Annotated in this window: 19 protein-coding genes; 9 read left to right on the forward strand and 10 right to left on the reverse strand. The window is 66.0% G+C overall.

Going from position 1 to position 16150, the window contains the following annotated elements; translation table 11 throughout:
- Positions 1–106 precede the first annotated feature (106 nt).
- Positions 107–574 carry a glutathione peroxidase gene (locus H9654_RS14485; protein WP_101098556.1) on the forward strand — a complete coding sequence of 156 codons (468 nt, stop codon included), beginning with the start codon at positions 107–109 and terminating at the stop codon, positions 572–574.
- Between the two features lie 19 nt (positions 575–593).
- Here H9654_RS14485 and H9654_RS14490 read toward each other — a convergent pair whose 3' ends face one another.
- The 4 genes from H9654_RS14490 to sigJ form a co-directional block, all read right to left on the reverse strand.
- The gene (locus H9654_RS14490) at positions 594–1373 is read right to left on the reverse strand and encodes a ferredoxin--NADP reductase (RefSeq protein WP_191771510.1); all 780 of its coding nucleotides are present in this window, start codon (positions 1371–1373) and stop codon (positions 594–596) included.
- A 93-nt stretch (positions 1374–1466) separates the two neighbouring features.
- On the reverse strand, positions 1467–3323 hold the full coding sequence (locus tag H9654_RS14495; RefSeq protein ID WP_225212083.1) for an ABC transporter ATP-binding protein: 1857 nt from the start codon (positions 3321–3323) through the stop codon (positions 1467–1469).
- A gap of 201 nt (positions 3324–3524) precedes the next feature.
- Positions 3525–3971 (reverse strand): carboxymuconolactone decarboxylase family protein, encoded by a 447-nt coding sequence (locus tag H9654_RS14500; RefSeq protein ID WP_191771512.1) that lies wholly within the window; start codon positions 3969–3971, stop codon positions 3525–3527.
- A gap of 36 nt (positions 3972–4007) precedes the next feature.
- Entirely contained in the window at positions 4008–4907 is a 900-nt protein-coding gene (gene sigJ, locus H9654_RS14505) for an RNA polymerase sigma factor SigJ (protein ID WP_191771514.1), read from the reverse strand.
- Between the two features lie 153 nt (positions 4908–5060).
- Here sigJ and H9654_RS14510 point away from each other — a divergent pair, with 153 nt between their 5' ends.
- The gene (locus H9654_RS14510; RefSeq protein WP_101098551.1) at positions 5061–6578 is read left to right on the forward strand and encodes a fumarate hydratase; all 1518 of its coding nucleotides are present in this window, start codon (positions 5061–5063) and stop codon (positions 6576–6578) included.
- A gap of 58 nt (positions 6579–6636) precedes the next feature.
- Here H9654_RS14510 and arsC read toward each other — a convergent pair whose 3' ends face one another.
- The 3 genes from arsC to H9654_RS14525 all read right to left on the reverse strand — a co-directional run bounded on the left by arsC (position 6637) and on the right by H9654_RS14525 (position 8742).
- On the reverse strand, positions 6637–6978 hold the full coding sequence (arsC, locus tag H9654_RS14515) for an arsenate reductase (glutaredoxin) (protein WP_191771516.1): 342 nt from the start codon (positions 6976–6978) through the stop codon (positions 6637–6639).
- The gene (locus tag H9654_RS14520; RefSeq protein WP_191771518.1) at positions 6978–8132 is read right to left on the reverse strand and encodes a phospholipase A; all 1155 of its coding nucleotides are present in this window, start codon (positions 8130–8132) and stop codon (positions 6978–6980) included. Before H9654_RS14520 ends, arsC begins: the two co-directional genes overlap by 1 nt.
- A 124-nt stretch (positions 8133–8256) precedes the next feature.
- A complete protein-coding gene (locus H9654_RS14525; protein ID WP_101098548.1) occupies positions 8257–8742 on the reverse strand; it encodes a DUF456 domain-containing protein in 486 nt (161 codons plus the stop codon).
- Positions 8743–8975: 233 nt separating this feature from the next.
- Between H9654_RS14525 and H9654_RS14530 the strand changes: the two genes are divergently transcribed.
- Positions 8976–9179 carry a cold-shock protein gene (locus tag H9654_RS14530; RefSeq protein WP_019185917.1) on the forward strand — a complete coding sequence of 68 codons (204 nt, stop codon included), beginning with the start codon at positions 8976–8978 and terminating at the stop codon, positions 9177–9179.
- Between the two features lie 82 nt (positions 9180–9261).
- Here the strand turns inward: H9654_RS14530 and H9654_RS14535 are convergent, their stop codons facing one another.
- The gene (locus H9654_RS14535) at positions 9262–9753 is read right to left on the reverse strand and encodes a glycine zipper 2TM domain-containing protein (protein ID WP_042615391.1); all 492 of its coding nucleotides are present in this window, start codon (positions 9751–9753) and stop codon (positions 9262–9264) included.
- 183 nt (positions 9754–9936) lie between these two features.
- On the opposite strand from H9654_RS14535, the gene H9654_RS14540 reads away from it, so the two are divergent.
- Positions 9937–10749 carry a tRNA threonylcarbamoyladenosine dehydratase gene (locus H9654_RS14540; protein ID WP_191771520.1) on the forward strand — a complete coding sequence of 271 codons (813 nt, stop codon included), beginning with the start codon at positions 9937–9939 and terminating at the stop codon, positions 10747–10749.
- Between the two features lie 34 nt (positions 10750–10783).
- Here H9654_RS14540 and H9654_RS14545 read toward each other — a convergent pair whose 3' ends face one another.
- Entirely contained in the window at positions 10784–11563 is a 780-nt protein-coding gene (locus H9654_RS14545; protein ID WP_191771552.1) for a TatD family hydrolase, read from the reverse strand.
- Complete coding sequence (locus H9654_RS14550; protein ID WP_191771554.1) at positions 11560–11772, reverse strand: DUF6116 family protein; 213 nt, start codon at positions 11770–11772, stop codon at positions 11560–11562. The genes H9654_RS14545 and H9654_RS14550 overlap by 4 nt, the downstream gene beginning before the upstream one ends.
- 161 nt (positions 11773–11933) lie before the next feature.
- Here H9654_RS14550 and H9654_RS14555 point away from each other — a divergent pair, with 161 nt between their 5' ends.
- The 5 genes from H9654_RS14555 to H9654_RS14575 all read left to right on the forward strand — a co-directional run bounded on the left by H9654_RS14555 (position 11934) and on the right by H9654_RS14575 (position 16078).
- Complete coding sequence (locus tag H9654_RS14555; protein WP_318241148.1) at positions 11934–12764, forward strand: glycine zipper 2TM domain-containing protein; 831 nt, start codon at positions 11934–11936, stop codon at positions 12762–12764.
- 80 nt (positions 12765–12844) lie between these two features.
- The gene (locus tag H9654_RS14560) at positions 12845–13396 is read left to right on the forward strand and encodes a GNAT family N-acetyltransferase (protein WP_191771522.1); all 552 of its coding nucleotides are present in this window, start codon (positions 12845–12847) and stop codon (positions 13394–13396) included.
- A 103-nt stretch (positions 13397–13499) separates the two neighbouring features.
- Positions 13500–14060 (forward strand): NADPH-dependent FMN reductase, encoded by a 561-nt coding sequence (locus H9654_RS14565; protein WP_101098543.1) that lies wholly within the window; start codon positions 13500–13502, stop codon positions 14058–14060.
- A gap of 226 nt (positions 14061–14286) precedes the next feature.
- Positions 14287–15711, forward strand: coding sequence for a replicative DNA helicase (locus H9654_RS14570; protein ID WP_042615386.1), 1425 nt, complete (start codon positions 14287–14289; stop codon positions 15709–15711).
- A 151-nt stretch (positions 15712–15862) separates the two neighbouring features.
- A complete protein-coding gene (locus tag H9654_RS14575) occupies positions 15863–16078 on the forward strand; it encodes a hypothetical protein (RefSeq protein WP_191771524.1) in 216 nt (71 codons plus the stop codon).
- Positions 16079–16150: the final 72 nt, after the last annotated feature.

Here is a 16150-nt window from a genome sequence, read left to right on the forward strand (position 1 = left end):
TCCACGAAGACAAGTCCCCGAGGGTAACCCGGCCCCGGACGGGTGGGCTTGTGTCGAAAGGCATGGGCGTTCAGGCTGCTGGCTTGTTCCCTGCAGCGGCCCGCCGATGACCAGCGCCTTTGATTTCGACATGACCACGCTGGAAGGCGAGCGCGTTCCGCTGTCGTGCCATCGCGGAAAGCGCCTGCTGCTGGTCAACGTGGCCAGCCGCTGCGGCTTCACCCCGCAGTACACGGGCCTGGAACAGCTATGGCAGGACTACCGTGAACACGGTCTGGTGGTGATCGGCTTTCCGTGCAACCAGTTCGGTGCGCAGGAGCCCGGCGATGCCGCCCAGATCCGTGCGTTCTGTTCGCTGGACTATCCGGTGAGCTTCCCGTTGTCGGCCAGGATCGAGGTCAACGGCCCGGCCGCCGACCCGTTGTGGCAGTGGTTGTCCACACAGAAGCGCGGCCTGTTGGGCAGCGCGCGCATCAAGTGGAATTTCACCAAATTCCTGATCGACCGCGATGGCCAGGTGCAGTCCCGCTTTGCGCCCACCACCACCCCCGCACAGCTCCGCCGCCACCTGTGAGCCGGGCACGGGGCCCCGCTTATTTTTCGACGAAGGCGCGTTCGAAGACGTAATGGCCGGGGCTGCCGATGCGCGGGGAGACCTGGAAGCCCTTGGCGTCCAGCACCGTGCGCAGATCGGCCAGCATCTGCGGGCTGCCACAGATCATCGCGCGGTCGTTGGCCGGATCCAGTTCCGGCAGGCCCAGGGTGCGCTGCATCTCGCCGCTTTCCAGCAGCGAGGTCAGCCGGCCCTGGTTGGCGAACGGCTCGCGGGTGACCGCCGGGTAATACAGCAGCTTGTCGCCGATTATGTCGCCCAGGAACTCGTGCTCGCGCAGTCCGCGTTCGAAGTAATCGCGGTAGGCCAGATCCTTTTCATAACGCACGCCGTGGGTGAGGATCACCTTGTCGAAGCGCTCGTAGGTTTCCGGATCCTTGATCACCGACAGCCACGGCGCCATGCCGGTGCCGGTGCCCAGCAGGTACAGGTTCCTGCCCGGGTGCAGGTCGCTGATCAGCAGCGTGCCGGTCGGCTTCTTGCCGACCAGTACCTTGTCGCCCGGCTTGATGTGCTGCAGGCGCGAAGTCAGCGGGCCGTCCTGCACCTTGATGCTGAAGAACTCCAGGTTCTCTTCCCAGTTCGCGCTGGCGATGGAATACGCGCGCAGCAGTGGCCGCGCTTCGGTTTCCAGGCCGATCATCACGAACTGGCCGTTCTCGAAGCGGAACCCGCTGTCACGGGTCAGGGTGAAACTGAAGTAGGCATCGGTCCAGTGGCGGACCTCAAGCACCGTCTCGGCGCCGAAAGCAGCAGACATGGGGGTAGCGTATCCAGGAAATCGTCCCGCACATTCTACCCCGAATGAGACAGGTTCTCATTGGCCGTAATGAGAGGCGTTCATGACCATGGTTCAGCGATAACCGGCAGCCTGCAGCTCGAACAGCTCGGCATAGCGGCCGCCCTCGGCCATCAGCTGGGCATGGCTGCCACTGGCCTCGATCCGGCCATCGGCCAGCACCAGGATGCGGTCGGCCATGCGCACGGAGGAAAACCGATGCGAGATCAGTACCGCAGTGCGCTGTTCGGACAGCTCGCGGAAGCGCTGGAACACCTCGTACTCGGCGCGCGCATCCAGCGCGGCGGTCGGCTCGTCCAGGATCATCACCTGGGCCTGGCGCATGTAGGCACGGGCGATGGCGATCTTCTGCCATTGGCCACCAGAGAGATCCACGCCCTGCTTGAAGCGGCGGCCGATCACCTGCTGGTAGCCGCCGGGCAACGCCTCGATGACCTCTTCGGCCATGCCGCGTCGGGCGGCGTCGCGGATGCGCTGCGTGTCGTCCAGCGCATCGACCTGGCCGACACCGATGTTCTCGCCGGCGGTGAGGTTGTAGCGCACGAAGTCCTGGAAGATCACCCCCATGTTGGCGCGCAGGTCGTCCAGGTCGTAATCGCGCAGGTCACGGCCATCAAGCAGGATCCGGCCCTCGTCCGGGTCGTACAATCGCGCCAGCAGCTTGACCAGGGTGGTCTTGCCGGCGCCGTTTTCGCCGACCAGCGCCAGCACTTCGCCGGCATGCAGCTGGAAGTCGAGATGGCGCACGGCCCAGCTCTCGGCTTCCGGATAGCGGAAGCCCACGTTGTCGAACACGAAGCCCTCGCGGATCGGTCGCGGTACCGGCACCGCATCGGGGCGGGTGTGGATTTCCGGGGTGATCTGGAAGAACGAGAACAGGTCATCCAGGTACAGCGCCTGGCTGGCCACCTGCGAAAAACCGATCAGCAGGCCTTCCAGCAGTTGCCGCAGGCGCAGGAAACTGCCGGCCAGGAAGGTCAGGTCACCAATGCTGAAATCACCGCGCACGGTGCGCCAGGCAATGTACGCATAGGCGGTGTAGTACCCCAGCGTACCCAATGCGGCCAGCAGCGTGCCCCAGAACGCACGCTTGCGCGCCAGCGCGCGGTTGGCGTGGAAGAATCGATCGGCGAGCAGCTTGTAGCGGTCGATCAGGAACCGGTGGAGGTTGAATATCTTGACCTCCTTGGCGGTTTCCACGCTGGCCCCGACCTGGCGCAGGTAATCCAGCTGCCTGCGTTCGGGGGTCCACTGGAAGTTGAGGCTGTAGCCAGCCGCATTGAAATGCGATTCGCCGATGAACGCCGGCACCAGCGCCAGTGCCAGCAGCACGATCAGCCACGGCGCGTAGACCAGCAGGCCCACCGCGAGGCTGGCCACGGTAATCGCATCCTGGACCTGGCCGAACAGCTGGCTCATCAGGTTCATCCGGCCCATGGTCTGGCGCCGCGCGCGGTCCAGCTTGTCCTGCAGTTCGGGGTCCTCGAAGTCTTCCAGGTCCAGCGAGGCGGCATGCTCCATCAGGCGCACGCTGGTAACGTTGGTGAACAGTTCCGACAGCAGTGAGTCGGCGTAACTGACGATGCGCCCGAGCAGGTCCGATGCGATGGCCAGGCCGAACTCCAGCGCCAGCAGGGACAGCAGCGGGGTGAGCAGTCCGCTGGCCAGCGCCTCTCCGAACGGCGGGAAACCGGCCTCATGCTGGCTGAGCAGCACGGCCGAATCTATGATCAGCTTGCCGACGTACAACATCGCCACCGGCAGCAGGGCGCGGATGATGCGCAGCCCCAGGCTGGCGCTGGCCAGCCATGGGTTGGTCTGCCAGACCTGGCGCAGGAAGGGGGGAAGGTTGCGCATCGCAGAGAAGCGCTGGCGCAGGCTGGGGCGGGCGGACGGAGGAGTGTCAGGCATGCGCCTAGTGTGCGCCGCCGCGGCGTGACAAGGCAGTGGTGCCGGGGCAACGGCAGGACGGCCAGCGGCCGTCACTACCGAGGGGCAGGGTAGCGCCGAGCCACGCTCGGCGAGCGTAGCGCCAGGCGAAGCGTGACGACCAATGGTCGTCACCCAGAAGCAGACGGCGAGCGGCCGGAACTACCTGGCCGTGCCGCAGGCTCAGGGCAGCGGCGGCAGCAGCCCGGCGCCCAGCCGGTTCCACGCATTGATCACGGCCACCGCCATGCTCAGGTCACTGATGCCCTTGTCATCGAAGTGCGGCCGCAGCGCATCGAAGGCAGCATCGGACGGCGCACCGTCCGGCAGCCGCGTCAACGCTTCGGCCCAGCCCAGCGCGGCCCGCTCGCGGGCATCGAAGAAGCGGCTCTCGCGCCAGGCCGCCACGGTATCCAGCTTGCGCGGCTCGATGCCGGCCTTTCGCAGTGCGGTCGAATGCATGTCCAGGCAGTAGGCGCAGCCGTTGATCTGCGAAACGCGCAGATAGACCAGTTCCTGCAGTTCGTGATCCAGCGAGCTGGCATGAACGGTCGTGCTCACTGCCAACAGCCCCTTGAAGGCATCAGCGGCGAGTCGGGTGTAGGCAACGCGGGGGGCAGCGGTATTCATCGTCAGGCTCCAGTGGCGGCCCGGATGGGCGGCCTTTCACCATAAGGACGCGCCAGCGACCGGGCCTGTGACAGCCGCCCCGAGCTTTTCCGGATTGAGCACGCTGTACACCGCAACGATGCGCTGGTGTTCCACCACGATCGTGGTCACCGACTGCAGTCGCGGGCCATCGAAACGCAGGATCGCCGGCTCTCCGTTGACCGTGCCGAGGCGTGCGGCCAACGCGCCGCCGCGACGGGCGATCGCCCAGTAAAGCCGGCCGATCCGCTCGGCGCCGAGCAGCGGACGGATGCCGGCGGTAACCACCCCGCCGCCATCGGAAACGTGGCGGGCGTTGGCGTGCAGCAGTGCCTGGATCGCCTCGCTGTCACCGCGCTGGGAGGCGTCCATGAAGCGGGCGAGCAGCTGCCGGTGCTGTCCTGCGTCGGCTGCGAAGCGCGGACGGCCCTCGCGCAGGCGTTTGCGCGCCCGATGCACCATCTGCCGGCAGTTGGCCTCGCTGTGGCCCAACAGTGCGGCCACCTGCGTGTAGTCGTGGTCGAAGACCTCCTTCAGCAGGAAGGCGGCGCGCTCGTCCGGTGCCAGCTGTTCCAGCAGCGCAAGGAAGGCCAGCGACACATCCTCGGCCAGGGCATGTACCTGCGCCGGGTCGGGCGCTGCAGGCAGCTCCAGGGCGATGTCCAGGGGCTCGGGCAGCCAGGGGCCGATGTAGTCGGTACGCTGGCGCTTGAGCGCACGCAGGCGATCCAGTCCCAGCCGGGTGGTGGCGGTCACCAGCCATGCCAGTGGATCGGCGATCTCTGCATGCGCAGCACCGGCCCAGCGCAGCCAGGCCTCCTGCACGATGTCTTCGGCATCGGCACGGCTGCCCAGCAGCCGATAGGCCAGTGCCAGCAGGCGAGGGCGATGTGAATGGAAAGCCGATTCTGCGTTCATGTGCCCAGGACGCCCCACTGCGGGCCGCTGTGACAGGTGCCGCCAGTGGAACACGGTTTCGTCTGCAGCGTCGGCGGCCCGGCGCTACAGCGGCGGGCGCGCGGGGTAAAATGGGCGGATTACCCCCGCCAGCCCCGAGCAAGCGAGCAAGCCGTGACATCGATCAAGCAGGAAGACCTCATCCAGTCCATCGCCGACGCGCTGCAGTACATCTCGTACTACCACCCGGTGGACTACATCAAGAGCCTGGCCGCGGCCTACGAGCGCGAGGAATCCCCGGCGGCCAAGGAAGCGATGGCGCAGATCCTGATCAATTCGCGGATGTGCGCCGAAGGCCACCGGCCGATCTGCCAGGACACCGGCATCGTCACCGTGTTCCTGGAAATCGGCATGAACGTGCGCTGGGACGACGCCACGATGGGCGTGGAGGACATGGCCAACGAAGGCGTGCGCCGCGCCTACAACCATCCGGACAACAAGCTGCGCGCCTCGGTGCTGGCCGATCCGGCCGGCAAGCGCGTGAACACCAGGGACAACACCCCCGGCGTGGTCAACGTCAAGGTGGTGCCGGGTGACCACGTCGAGGTGATCGTCGCGGCCAAGGGCGGTGGTTCGGAAGCCAAGAGCAAGTTCGCCATGCTCAATCCTTCCGATTCGATCGTCGACTGGGTACTCAAGACGGTGCCGACGATGGGCGCCGGCTGGTGCCCGCCGGGCATGCTCGGCATCGGTATTGGCGGCACCGCCGAAAAGGCGATGCTGCTGGCCAAGGAATCGCTGATGGAGCCGATCGACATCAACGAACTGAAGGCCCGCGGCGCGTCCAACCGCGCCGAAGAGCTGCGCCTGGAACTGTTCGACAAGGTAAACGCACTGGGCATCGGCGCACAGGGCCTGGGCGGCCTGACCACGGTGCTGGACATCAAGGTCAAGGACTTCCCCACCCATGCCGCCAACCTGCCGGTGGCGATGATCCCGAACTGCGCGGCGACCCGCCATGCGCACTTCACCCTGGATGGCAGCGGCCCGGTGATGCTGGATCCGCCGTCGCTGGAAGACTGGCCGAAGATCACCTATGACGCGTCCAAGGGGACCCGCGTGGACCTGGACACGATCACCCCGGCCGATGTCGCCAGCTGGAAGCCGGGCCAGACCCTGCTGCTCAACGGCAAGCTGCTGACCGGCCGCGATGCCGCGCACAAGCGCATCGTGGAAATGCTGGACAAGGGCGAGCCGCTGCCGGTCGACCTGAAGGGACGCTTCATCTACTACGTCGGCCCGGTCGATCCGGTGCGCGATGAAGTGGTGGGCCCGGCCGGCCCGACCACCGCCACGCGCATGGACAAGTTCACCCGCCAGGTGCTTGAACAGACCGGCCTGCTGGGCATGGTCGGCAAGGCCGAGCGCGGCCCGGCGGCGATCGAGGCGATCCGTGACAACAAGTCGGCCTACCTGATGGCGGTCGGCGGTTCGGCCTACCTGGTGTCCAAGGCGATCAAGGCGGCCAAGGTGGTCGGCTTCGCCGACCTGGGCATGGAAGCCATCTACGAGTTCACCGTGCAAGACATGCCGGTGACGGTGGCGGTCGATTCGACCGGCGAGTCGGTGCACCAGACCGGCCCGCGCGAATGGCAGGCACGGATCGGCAAGATTCCGGTCGTGGTGGCCTGAAGCGGCCTGAAGCGCCCCGCGCGGTGGGTGACGATCCTGCATCGTCACCGCCGCGTGTTTACAGGATGTCCAGCACCCGTTCGGGCGGGCGGCACAGGCGCGTGCCCTTTTCGGTGATCACGATCGGCCGGTTGATCAGCCGCGGGTGCGCGCCCATGGCGGCGACCAGCTGCGCCTCGTCGGCGCCGGCCAGGCCCAGTTCGGCGAACACCGGCTCGTTGCTGCGGACCAGCTCCGACGCGCGCAGGCCGGCATCGGCAAGCACCTTGCGCAAGGTCGCCACGTCCGGCGGATCGGCCAGGTAGTCCACGATCACCGGGTCCAGCCCGGCATCACGGATCAACTTCAGCGCGTTGCGCGACTTGCTGCAGGCCGTGTTGTGCCACAGCGTCACGGACATCAGAACCACTCCAGCAACGACACGCCCACGCCGATGTAGGTGGCCTTGTGGTTGTAGTCGATCATGCTTTCGCCGTAGCCATCGAACACCTGGACGTGGCCGCGCAGCAGGTTGCTGATCGGGAAGCCATAGTCCAGCTGCAGCGCGCCGTGCGAGCGGTCGCCGCTGCGCAGCGAATGCCGCCCCATCAACGCGATTTCATGGCCGTTGCGGTTCCATACCAGGGTGGCATCGCCGCGGCCCATGTAGTCTTCGATGTCCGGGTTGTTGTCATCGCTGCGCGACTCCGGCAGGCGATACCAGGGGCGCAGCGTCAGCGCCCAGTTCTCGCGGTCCAGGCCGACACTGACGATGACCCGGTTCCAGCTGCGCGAGAACGGATCGGCACGGCCATTGGACTGGTGGTTGATGCCGATGGCGCTCATGCGGCCACGCCAGCCGCCGATGGAGTAGCCATTGCGGAACACCGCCATGACTTCCGGTTCGTAGTTGGTTTCGCGGAACGGGCGGGAATTGTCCGCGTTGTAGGCCTGCCAGCGCGAGCTCTGCGTGTAGCCGGCCCAGATATCCCCGTTGTCGCCGAACAGGTTCTCCACGATCTTGGTCTTGAAGCTCAGCTGGAACTTCAATTCGTTGCTGTCCAGCAGCTGCGGGGTGGTGACCGTGTTGGCCGGGTTCGGCGATTGCGGGGTGAGGTTCTTGTTGCTGGTCCAGAACGCGGGCAGCAGGTACACCGGCTTGTAGGCGCGCAGCTGGAACGGCCCCAGCTTGGAGTCTTCGGCCAGTTCCCAGCGGCTGTCCAGCAGCGAACCGCGGCCGGCGTTGGCCAGCGCCTCATCGTGCGGGGCCGGGCGGAACAGGTCGCCCACGCGCGAGCGCAGCTTCTCCTCGCCTTCGCTGACGCGGACTTCGCGCCGTTCTTCCTTGCGCGCCATCGCAGCGGCTTCGGCAGCGGCGTCGGCCTGCGCGGTGGTGGCCTGGGTGGGACCGAACAGCTGGTCATAGCAGGCAAGCCGCGCCGCGTCGGTGGTGATGGCGGCACAGGCACTGGGTGAAGTCGCAGGCGAAGCGGTGAATTCCTGCGCGGCCAGCGGGGCACTGGACAGGGCCAGCACCAACGGGGCCAGACGGGGAAGCGGGGAGGTGAGGGTCATTGCTGCGGGCCCTTGAACGAGGCTGAATAGGAGTAAGTGGAGCAGTGTGGCGTGCGCTGGCGTGACCCGCCAGTGCGCGGTTATGACAGCGGCGTGCGTGAGGCAGCGTGAAAGTGCAGTGAGTTCAGAGCAGCCAGGCGAACGCGAACAGCCCCAGCATCGCCACCAGCAGGGCGACCTTCAAGGCCATGCCCAGCAGGATGCCGAGCCAGGTCGCCAAGCCCACCCTGGTGGAACGGCCGAGTTCGCGGCTGTGCCAGTACTCGCCGGCCAGCGCGCCCAGCAACGGGCCGAGGAACAGCCCGACCGGCATGAAGAACAGCCCGGCGATGCTGCCGATGAAGGTGCCCCACAGGGCCTTGCGGCTGGCCCCCACGCGTTGCGCGCCCACCACTGTGGCCAGGATGTCCACCACGAAGGACAGCACGGTCAACACAGCCAGTACCGTGAGCACGGGCCAGCCGACGTGGACGAAGCCGTCAGCCCAGGCCGCCAGCAGCAGGCCGAGGAACACCAGCGGAATGCCCGGCAGCGCCGGAAGCACGATCCCGGCGATGCCCAGCGCGATGCACAGCGCGGCGATCAGGTACAAGATGAATGAGAGGTCCATGCTATGCCGTATGGAGTACGAAAAGGGGTTGACACATCGATCAATCTACCCGTTGCAATTTGATTTATGTCGGGTTAACGTGACCGCGCTGAGCTTGGCAAGGTCACCGTGGATCGTGGCCTGATGATGGTAGATCCCAGCGATCCGCTACATCGTTGTACCTCGCTTCCTCCTTGCTCGTCAGCCGCCTGTCAGGGCGTAACCAATTACAAGACAGTAAGGGAGTAGCAAAGATGGCTGAGAAGGGCACCGTCAAGTGGTTCAACGATGCGAAAGGCTTTGGTTTCATCAGCCGTGAGAGTGGCGAGGATGTGTTCGTGCATTTCCGCGCCATCGAATCGCAGGGCTTCAAGTCGCTGAAGGAAGGCCAGGCCGTCGAGTTCGAGGTGGTCACCGGGCAGAAGGGTCTGCAGGCCGACAAGGTCAAGCCGCTCTGATTGAACGCGCCGCGTCTGCTTCAACAGAAGGGCCCGCGCGAGCGGGCCCTTCTGGTTTGCATCGCGGTAGGCGCGCGGACGGTCAGCGCAGTACCACGCGACCGTTCACCACGCGCACATAGGTGTTCTCGCGGATGCCACCCAGATCGCGCTGGTTCACCACGATGGTGCGGCCATCGTCCATGCGCACCGAGATGTCGTAGGTATCGCTGGTGACGTTCTTCTGGATCTGGTTGCCGGCCAGTGCGCCGCCCACCGCGCCTGCCGCGGCCGCGATGTTCTTGTTGCCCCGGCTGCCGCCGGTGTGGTCGGAGATTTCATGGCCGGCCACCGCGCCGACGATGCCGCCCAGCACCGCGCCGGTTGCCGAAGGCGCCGCGCGGCCGGAGGCCACGGTATTGATGCGGGTGACGATGCCGCAGTCCGCGCAACGGTTGGTGTTGTAGTTGCCACCGTTGTTGCTGTAACCGCTGTTGTTGTTGCCGTAACCGCCGCCGCCGTAACCGGGGGAGGTGGCACAACCGGCCAGGGCGAGGGTGGCGATTGCACTTGCGGCAATGAGCTGGATCTTCATGGGTGGTTCTCCTGGCCAGAAAGAGTGGTATGCGTCTGGTGCGCGTGGAGGGATCGTCCTTCTTTGAACGTGAACGGCGCGCCAACCCTCCCCGGTTTTCATGGCTGGCGGATGAACCGCGCCCTGCGGGCGGGCGGCACGGCCCCTGCGCGGGAAAGGCCCAAGAGCCGTTAAAATGGCGCGATGAACGATCAGATCAAAGAACGCTTCGCCGGCGTGGAACGGCTGTATGGGCGCGGATCGCTGGAAACCCTGCAAGCGCGCCGGGTCGCCGTGGTCGGCATGGGCGGGGTCGGTTCGTGGGTGGTGGAGGCGCTGGCCCGGTCTGCCGTCGGACACCTGACCTTGATCGATGCCGACGACATCTGCGTGTCCAACACCAACCGCCAGTTGCCGGCCCTGGAAGGCAACTACGGGCGCAACAAGTCAGTGGCGATGGCCGAGCGTTGCCGCGCCATCAATCCGGGCATCGACGTGGAAGCGGTCGAAGCGTTCCTGACCCCGGCCAACATGGTCGAGCTGCTGGATCGCGGTTTCGACCTGGTCATCGACGCCTGTGACAGTTTCCGGGTCAAGGTGGAAACCATCGCCTGGTGTCGCCGGCGCAAGCTGCCGCTGCTCACCGTCGGCGCCGCCGGTGGCCGCACCGATCCCACCCTGGTACGGGTGCGTGATGTATCGCGTACCGAACACGATGCGATGCTGGCACTGATCCGCAAGAAGCTGCGCAGCGAGTTCAACTTCCCCAAGAATGCCAAGCGTTACTTCGGCGTGCCTGCGATCTATTCGCTGGAAAACGTGCGCTATCCGCAGGCCGACGGCAGCGTCTGCGGCATACGCCCGGAGCTGGGCCCGGATGCCGCGCTGAAGCTGGACTGCGGCGCCGGCCTCGGTGCGGCGACCCACATCACCGGCGCGTTCGCTTTCGCTGCGGTGGCCAAGGCACTGGAGATGCTGCTTGCGCCGAAGAAACCGCCGGCAGCAACGGCCGCCTGACCGCCCGTGGGCCCGGTCTGCTGGCGACGGGGGGTCAAGCCGCCGTGGCAGGCAGGCCGAACAGCCGCTGCGCGTTGACGGTGGTCGCCTCGGCAAGCGCCTGCAGGCTGATGCCACGTCGTCCGGCGATGTGCGTGGCGATCTCATGCAGCCGCGCCGGTTCGTTGCGCTGGCCACGGATGCCCGCATCCGGCTGGTCGGGGGCATCGGTTTCCAGCAGCAGTTGTTCCAGCGGCATGGCCTGCACCAGGCGATGCAGTCGCTGCGCGCGGTCGTAGGTGACCGGCCCGCCCAGTCCCAGCAGGAAGCCCGCCTTGTGCAGCTGTGCGGCCTGTTCGGGGCTGCCTGAGAAACTGTGGACCACCCCGCGCAGTCCGCCCACCCGGCGCACTGCAGCGATCACTGCATCCACCGCACGCCGGGCATGCACGATCACCGGCAGGTCGAACTCCCGTGCCAGCTCCAGCTGCGCCACGAAATAGTGCTGCTGCAGGTCGCGGTCGAGGTCCTGGAGGAAGAAGTCCAGGCCACATTCGCCGATCGCGCAGGGACGCTCGCGTTCGATCCACTCCCGTAATCGGTCCACGTGTCCGCGTGCGTGCTCGGCCAGGAACACCGGGTGCAGCCCGTAAGCGGGATACAGCCCCGGAGCCTGCAGGCATACCTGCCGCAGTTTCGGCCAGCTCGCGGCAGTGACGGCCGGTACCACCTGCGCCAGCACGCCGGCAGCGCGCGCGCGCGCGATCACCTGCACCCGGTCCGGGTCGAACTCACCTGCATCCAGGTGGCAATGGCTGTCCACCAGCACGGTCAGCGCAGCTCCAGCGGGGGCTTGGCCGGTTGCCGGGTCTTCCAGCTGGCCAGCAGCAGCGTCCCCATGCCGAGCAGCAACTCGTCGACGAACGGGATCGGGTCCGGGACCACCAGGGTGATCGCGAACAGGCCGGCGGTGAGTTTGAACAGGGTGGGGAAGCGCAGTCGGCGCGCCCAGTTGAGCAGGGGCAGCAGCATGGGATTGGCCATCGTCGGGTTCCGTGCGGACAAGTGCAGACGCTACCATGGGCCTTGGCCGGCAGTTTCCTGAATGGGAGGCCGGACATAAAGGTTCTGTCGATATTCCGTTCAGGCAGCGCGTGCTGCAATCCACATCGTGAACGTTGCGGGTGGTCCGCAAGGAGCAGGTCATGAAATCAACTACTACTACTGTCCTGGTCGCCGCCGGCGCGTTGCTGGTCGGTGGCATCGCCACCGCCGCCTTCATGAAAAGCGGTGACACTTCTCCTGGTTACGTGACCGCCGCCGATGGCACGCTGCTGCCCGATGGCAGCGTGGCTGATGACGGTGCGCGCACCGACGCGCTGGATGTCGATGCCAGGCGCGGCCTGGAATATGCCGACGTGCTGAAGGTCGCGCCGATCACCCAGAAAGAGAAGGCCTACGCCACGGTCATCGGTACCGAGGCGGTACGCCAGACCTCCAGCACGCAGACTCCGCATGAAGTGTGCGAGGACGTGGTGGTGCAGGAACGCCTGCCCGAGCGCGACGGCAACGTCGGCGGCACCGTCGCCGGTGCGGTCATCGGTGGCCTGCTGGGCAACCAGGTCGGCGGCGGCAACGGTCGCAAGGTCGCCACTGCGGCCGGCGCGGTAGCCGGCGGCATGATCGGCAACAACGTGGACAAGCGCCACGTCGGTGGCCGCGTGGTCAACCGTACCGAGCGCCAGTGCCATACCGAAACCACGACGTCCGAGTCGAGCCAGGTGACCGGTTACAACGTCACCTACCGTAATGAAGACGGCACCACCGGCACCATGCGCATGGACAGCAAGCCGGGCAACCGGATCGCCATGGGCAACACCGACGTGGTCAAGGGTTACGACGTGACCTACCGCTACGACGGCGCCGAGAAGACCATCCGCATGAACGACAAGCCGGCCAGCGATCGCCTGCCGGTGGTGGATGGGCAGCTGGTCACCCAGACCGCCGCAGCCGATGTGGGCACTACCCGCCAGTAACATCGAACGCGCGTGATTGCGGTACAAGGACAGGTCGGCGCAAGCCGGCCTGTTCTCTTTTGTGCGGCCAGGAAACTCGCATGAGCATCTTCGATCTCCGACTTGAAACCGAGCGCCTGATCCTGCGGCCACCGCAGGCGGCCGACCTGCAGCCATACCTCGACTTCAGTGCCGACGAGGCAGTGATGTCCCACCTGGGCGGTGTGCAGCCGCGATCGGTGGCCTGGCGCAGCTTCTGCGCGCTGTCCGGCGCCTGGCACCTGTTCGGCGTGTCGATGTTCAGCGTCATCGAGAAATCCACGGGGCAGTGGGTGGGGCGGCTGGGGCCATGGCAGCCGCTGGACTGGCCTGGTACGGAGGTGGGCTGGAGCATCCGCCGCCAGAGCTGGGGCCTGGGCTACGCCCCGGAAGCGGCGACGGCGGCGATCGACTGGGCCTTCGCCAGCCTGGGGTGGGAGGAGGTCATCCACACCATCGCCCCGGACAACGTCAATTCAAAAACAGTGGCCGCCAAGCTGGGCAGCACGCTGCTGCGGATCGACGAACTGCCGCCGCCGCATGCCGGCAAACCGGTGGAAGTGTGGGGCCAGAGCCGTGCCGCTTGGCAGGCGCGGCGGAGCGTGGTGCTTTGAGCATGCCGTCCTGAGCTGCGGGGTATACAACGCAACGGGCCTTCACCGGCGCCGAAGGCTGGCCGGTCTAGTCTGGCCTGCCCCCGAACGATGAGGTGATCACATGGCCGAGTACACCATTGCCGTGCTGGTTGGCAGCCTGCGCAAGGCGTCGATCAACCGCCGGCTGGCGCGCGCGCTGGAGAAACTCGCCGCGGGCAAGGCACGCTTCGATTTCGTGGAGATCGGTGACCTGCCACTGTACGACCAGGACTTCGACGCCGACTATCCGGCGCAGGGCACACGGCTGAAGCAGCAGATCCGCAGTGCCGATGCGGTGCTGTTTGTCACCCCCGAATACAACCGCTCGGTGCCGGGCGTGTTGAAGAACGCCATCGATATCGGCTCGCGTCCATACGGCGACAGTGCCTTCGCCGGCAAGCCGGCGGCGGTGATCGGTGCGTCCATCGGAGTGATCGGCACCGCGTTGGCGCAGCAGCACCTGCGCAACATCCTGGCCTACCTGGACATGCAGGTGCTGGGCCAACCGGAGGCCTTCCTGCACTTCAAGGAAGGGCTGATCGACGAAGCAGGCAGCATCAGCAACGCCGGCACGCAGGAGTTCCTGCAGGGCTTCGTCGACCGTTTCCTGACCCTGGTGGCGGTGCACGCCAAGGGCGCCTGAACTGGCTGCTGCCGCGCAGGTGACCGACGCCTGCGATCTGCGATAATGGTGCTGCAGGTGCCGCAACGGCGCCTGTCGCAGGTAGTGCGACGCCTCCGCGCCACGCTGGCCGGGCATTGGCGGATATCCCCCGTTTCTCCACGGCTTATCCACAGGCTTGTCCATGGCGGCAGGGTGGCCCGCATGCCTACACTGATCTCGCCACTTCTGTAGGAAATTCCGCCGCATGGCTGCTCGTTCCGGCTTCAAGTCCGACCGCAGGGAGCGTTCCGATCGCTTCGAACGCGATGAATCGCGCATTGATTCCCTGCGCGTGCCGCCGCATTCGGTCGAAGCCGAGCAAGCGGTGCTGGGTGGCCTGATGCTGGCGCCGGACGCGTTCGACCGCGTCAACGACCAGCTGAACGACGTCGATTTCTACCGTCGCGACCACCAGATGATCTACCGCGCGATCCGCGAGCTGTCCGAGCGTGATCGTCCGTTCGATGCGGTGACCCTGGGCGAATGGTTCGAATCGCAGGGGAAGATGGAGCTGGTCGGCGATGGTGCGTACCTGATCGAGCTGGCCAGCACCACGCCGTCGGCGGCGAACATCGTGGCCTATGCCGAAATCGTGCGTGACAAGGCGGTGCTGCGCCAGCTGATCCAGGTCGGCACGGACATCGTCAACGACGGCTTCCAGCCCGAAGGACGCGAGAGCAGCGAACTGCTCGCCAGTGCGGAAAAATCGGTGTTCGCCATCGCCGAACAGGGCGCGCGCGGGCGCACCGATTTCGTGGCGATGCCCGGTGCGTTGAAGGACGCTTTCGAAGAGCTGCGCAACCGTTTCGAGAACGGCGGCAACATCACCGGCCTGCCGACCGGCTACAACGATTTCGATGCGATGACCGCCGGCCTGCAGCCGACCGATCTGATCATCCTGGCGGCCCGTCCGGCGATGGGCAAGACCACGCTGGCGCTGAACATCGCCGAGTACGCGGCGATCAAGTCGAAGAAGGGCGTGGCGATCTTCTCGATGGAAATGTCGGCCTCGCAGCTGGCGATGCGCTTGATCTCATCCAATGGCCGCATCAACGCACAGCGGCTGCGTACCGGCCAGCTGGAAGACGAGGACTGGAGCCGGGTCACCGGCGCGATCCGCATGCTGAAGGAAACCAAGATCTTCATCGACGATACGCCGGGCGTGTCGCCGGAGATCCTGCGTTCCAAGTGCCGCCGCCTGAAGCGCGAGCACGACCTGGGCCTGATCGTGATCGACTACCTGCAGCTGATGAGCGTGCCGGGCAACAGCGAAAACCGCGCCACGGAAATCTCCGAGATCTCGCGTGGCCTGAAGGGCCTGGCCAAGGAACTGAACGTGCCGGTGATCGCGCTGTCCCAGCTCAACCGCTCGCTGGAAACGCGTACCGACAAGCGCCCGGTGATGGCCGATCTTCGCGAATCCGGCGCTATCGAGCAGGACGCGGACATGATCGTCTTCATCTACCGCGACGATTATTACAACAAGGAAAACTCGCCGGACAAGGGCCTGGCCGAGATCATCATCGGCAAGCACCGTGGTGGCCCCACCGGCTCGTGCAAGCTGAAGTTCTTCGGCGAGTACACCCGCTTCGACAACCTGTCGCACGACTCGGTGGGTTCATTCGAGTAACGGTGGTTGCAACAGGTAGTGACGGCCGCTGGCCGTGATGAGTCCGCTGTTCGTCGCCGCATCCCGGGTTTCATCGCATTCCCGTTGCGCGGCAGCCGGCCGCCGGCAACGATGACCCCAGGGCGGCACGGTGCCGCCAGGGAGACCTGTCATGAAGACCTTGTTCGCGCTGGGCGTGTGGTGCCTGCTGTTCGTGCTGTGCTGGCCATTGGCGATCCTCGCCCTGTTGGCATGGCCGTTCGTGTGGCTGCTGAGCCTGCCGTTCCGGCTGGTCGGGGTGACCTTCTCGGCGTTGTTTGCTTTCCTCGGCGCAGTGCTGATGCTGCCGGCCAGGCTGCTGGGAGCAGGGCGGACGCAGGCCGCATGAAGCGACGGCGCAACAAAAACCCCGCCTTGGCGGGGTTTTTGTTTGAAGCGTGACGGCCAGCAGCCGTCACTA

Source organism: Stenotrophomonas lacuserhaii, from assembly GCF_014836545.1.
Classification (GTDB): Bacteria; Pseudomonadota; Gammaproteobacteria; order Xanthomonadales; family Xanthomonadaceae; genus Stenotrophomonas; species Stenotrophomonas lacuserhaii.

Coding starts and splice junctions, on each gene's coding strand:
- H9654_RS14485 (WP_101098556.1), top strand. CDS start 107: ATGACCAGCGCCTTTGATTTCGACATGACCACGCTGGAAGGCGAGCGC.
- H9654_RS14490 (WP_191771510.1), bottom strand. CDS start 1,373: ATGTCTGCTGCTTTCGGCGCCGAGACGGTGCTTGAGGTCCGCCACTGG.
- H9654_RS14495 (WP_225212083.1), bottom strand. CDS start 3,323: ATGCCTGACACTCCTCCGTCCGCCCGCCCCAGCCTGCGCCAGCGCTTC.
- H9654_RS14500 (WP_191771512.1), bottom strand. CDS start 3,971: ATGAATACCGCTGCCCCCCGCGTTGCCTACACCCGACTCGCCGCTGAT.
- sigJ (WP_191771514.1), bottom strand. CDS start 4,907: ATGAACGCAGAATCGGCTTTCCATTCACATCGCCCTCGCCTGCTGGCA.
- arsC (WP_191771516.1), bottom strand. CDS start 6,978: ATGTCCGTGACGCTGTGGCACAACACGGCCTGCAGCAAGTCGCGCAAC.
- H9654_RS14520 (WP_191771518.1), bottom strand. CDS start 8,132: ATGACCCTCACCTCCCCGCTTCCCCGTCTGGCCCCGTTGGTGCTGGCC.
- H9654_RS14525 (WP_101098548.1), bottom strand. CDS start 8,742: ATGGACCTCTCATTCATCTTGTACCTGATCGCCGCGCTGTGCATCGCG.
- H9654_RS14530 (WP_019185917.1), top strand. CDS start 8,976: ATGGCTGAGAAGGGCACCGTCAAGTGGTTCAACGATGCGAAAGGCTTT.
- H9654_RS14535 (WP_042615391.1), bottom strand. CDS start 9,753: ATGAAGATCCAGCTCATTGCCGCAAGTGCAATCGCCACCCTCGCCCTG.
- H9654_RS14540 (WP_191771520.1), top strand. CDS start 9,937: ATGAACGATCAGATCAAAGAACGCTTCGCCGGCGTGGAACGGCTGTAT.
- H9654_RS14550 (WP_191771554.1), bottom strand. CDS start 11,772: ATGGCCAATCCCATGCTGCTGCCCCTGCTCAACTGGGCGCGCCGACTG.
- H9654_RS14555 (WP_318241148.1), top strand. CDS start 11,934: ATGAAATCAACTACTACTACTGTCCTGGTCGCCGCCGGCGCGTTGCTG.
- H9654_RS14560 (WP_191771522.1), top strand. CDS start 12,845: ATGAGCATCTTCGATCTCCGACTTGAAACCGAGCGCCTGATCCTGCGG.
- H9654_RS14565 (WP_101098543.1), top strand. CDS start 13,500: ATGGCCGAGTACACCATTGCCGTGCTGGTTGGCAGCCTGCGCAAGGCG.
- H9654_RS14570 (WP_042615386.1), top strand. CDS start 14,287: ATGGCTGCTCGTTCCGGCTTCAAGTCCGACCGCAGGGAGCGTTCCGAT.
- H9654_RS14575 (WP_191771524.1), top strand. CDS start 15,863: ATGAAGACCTTGTTCGCGCTGGGCGTGTGGTGCCTGCTGTTCGTGCTG.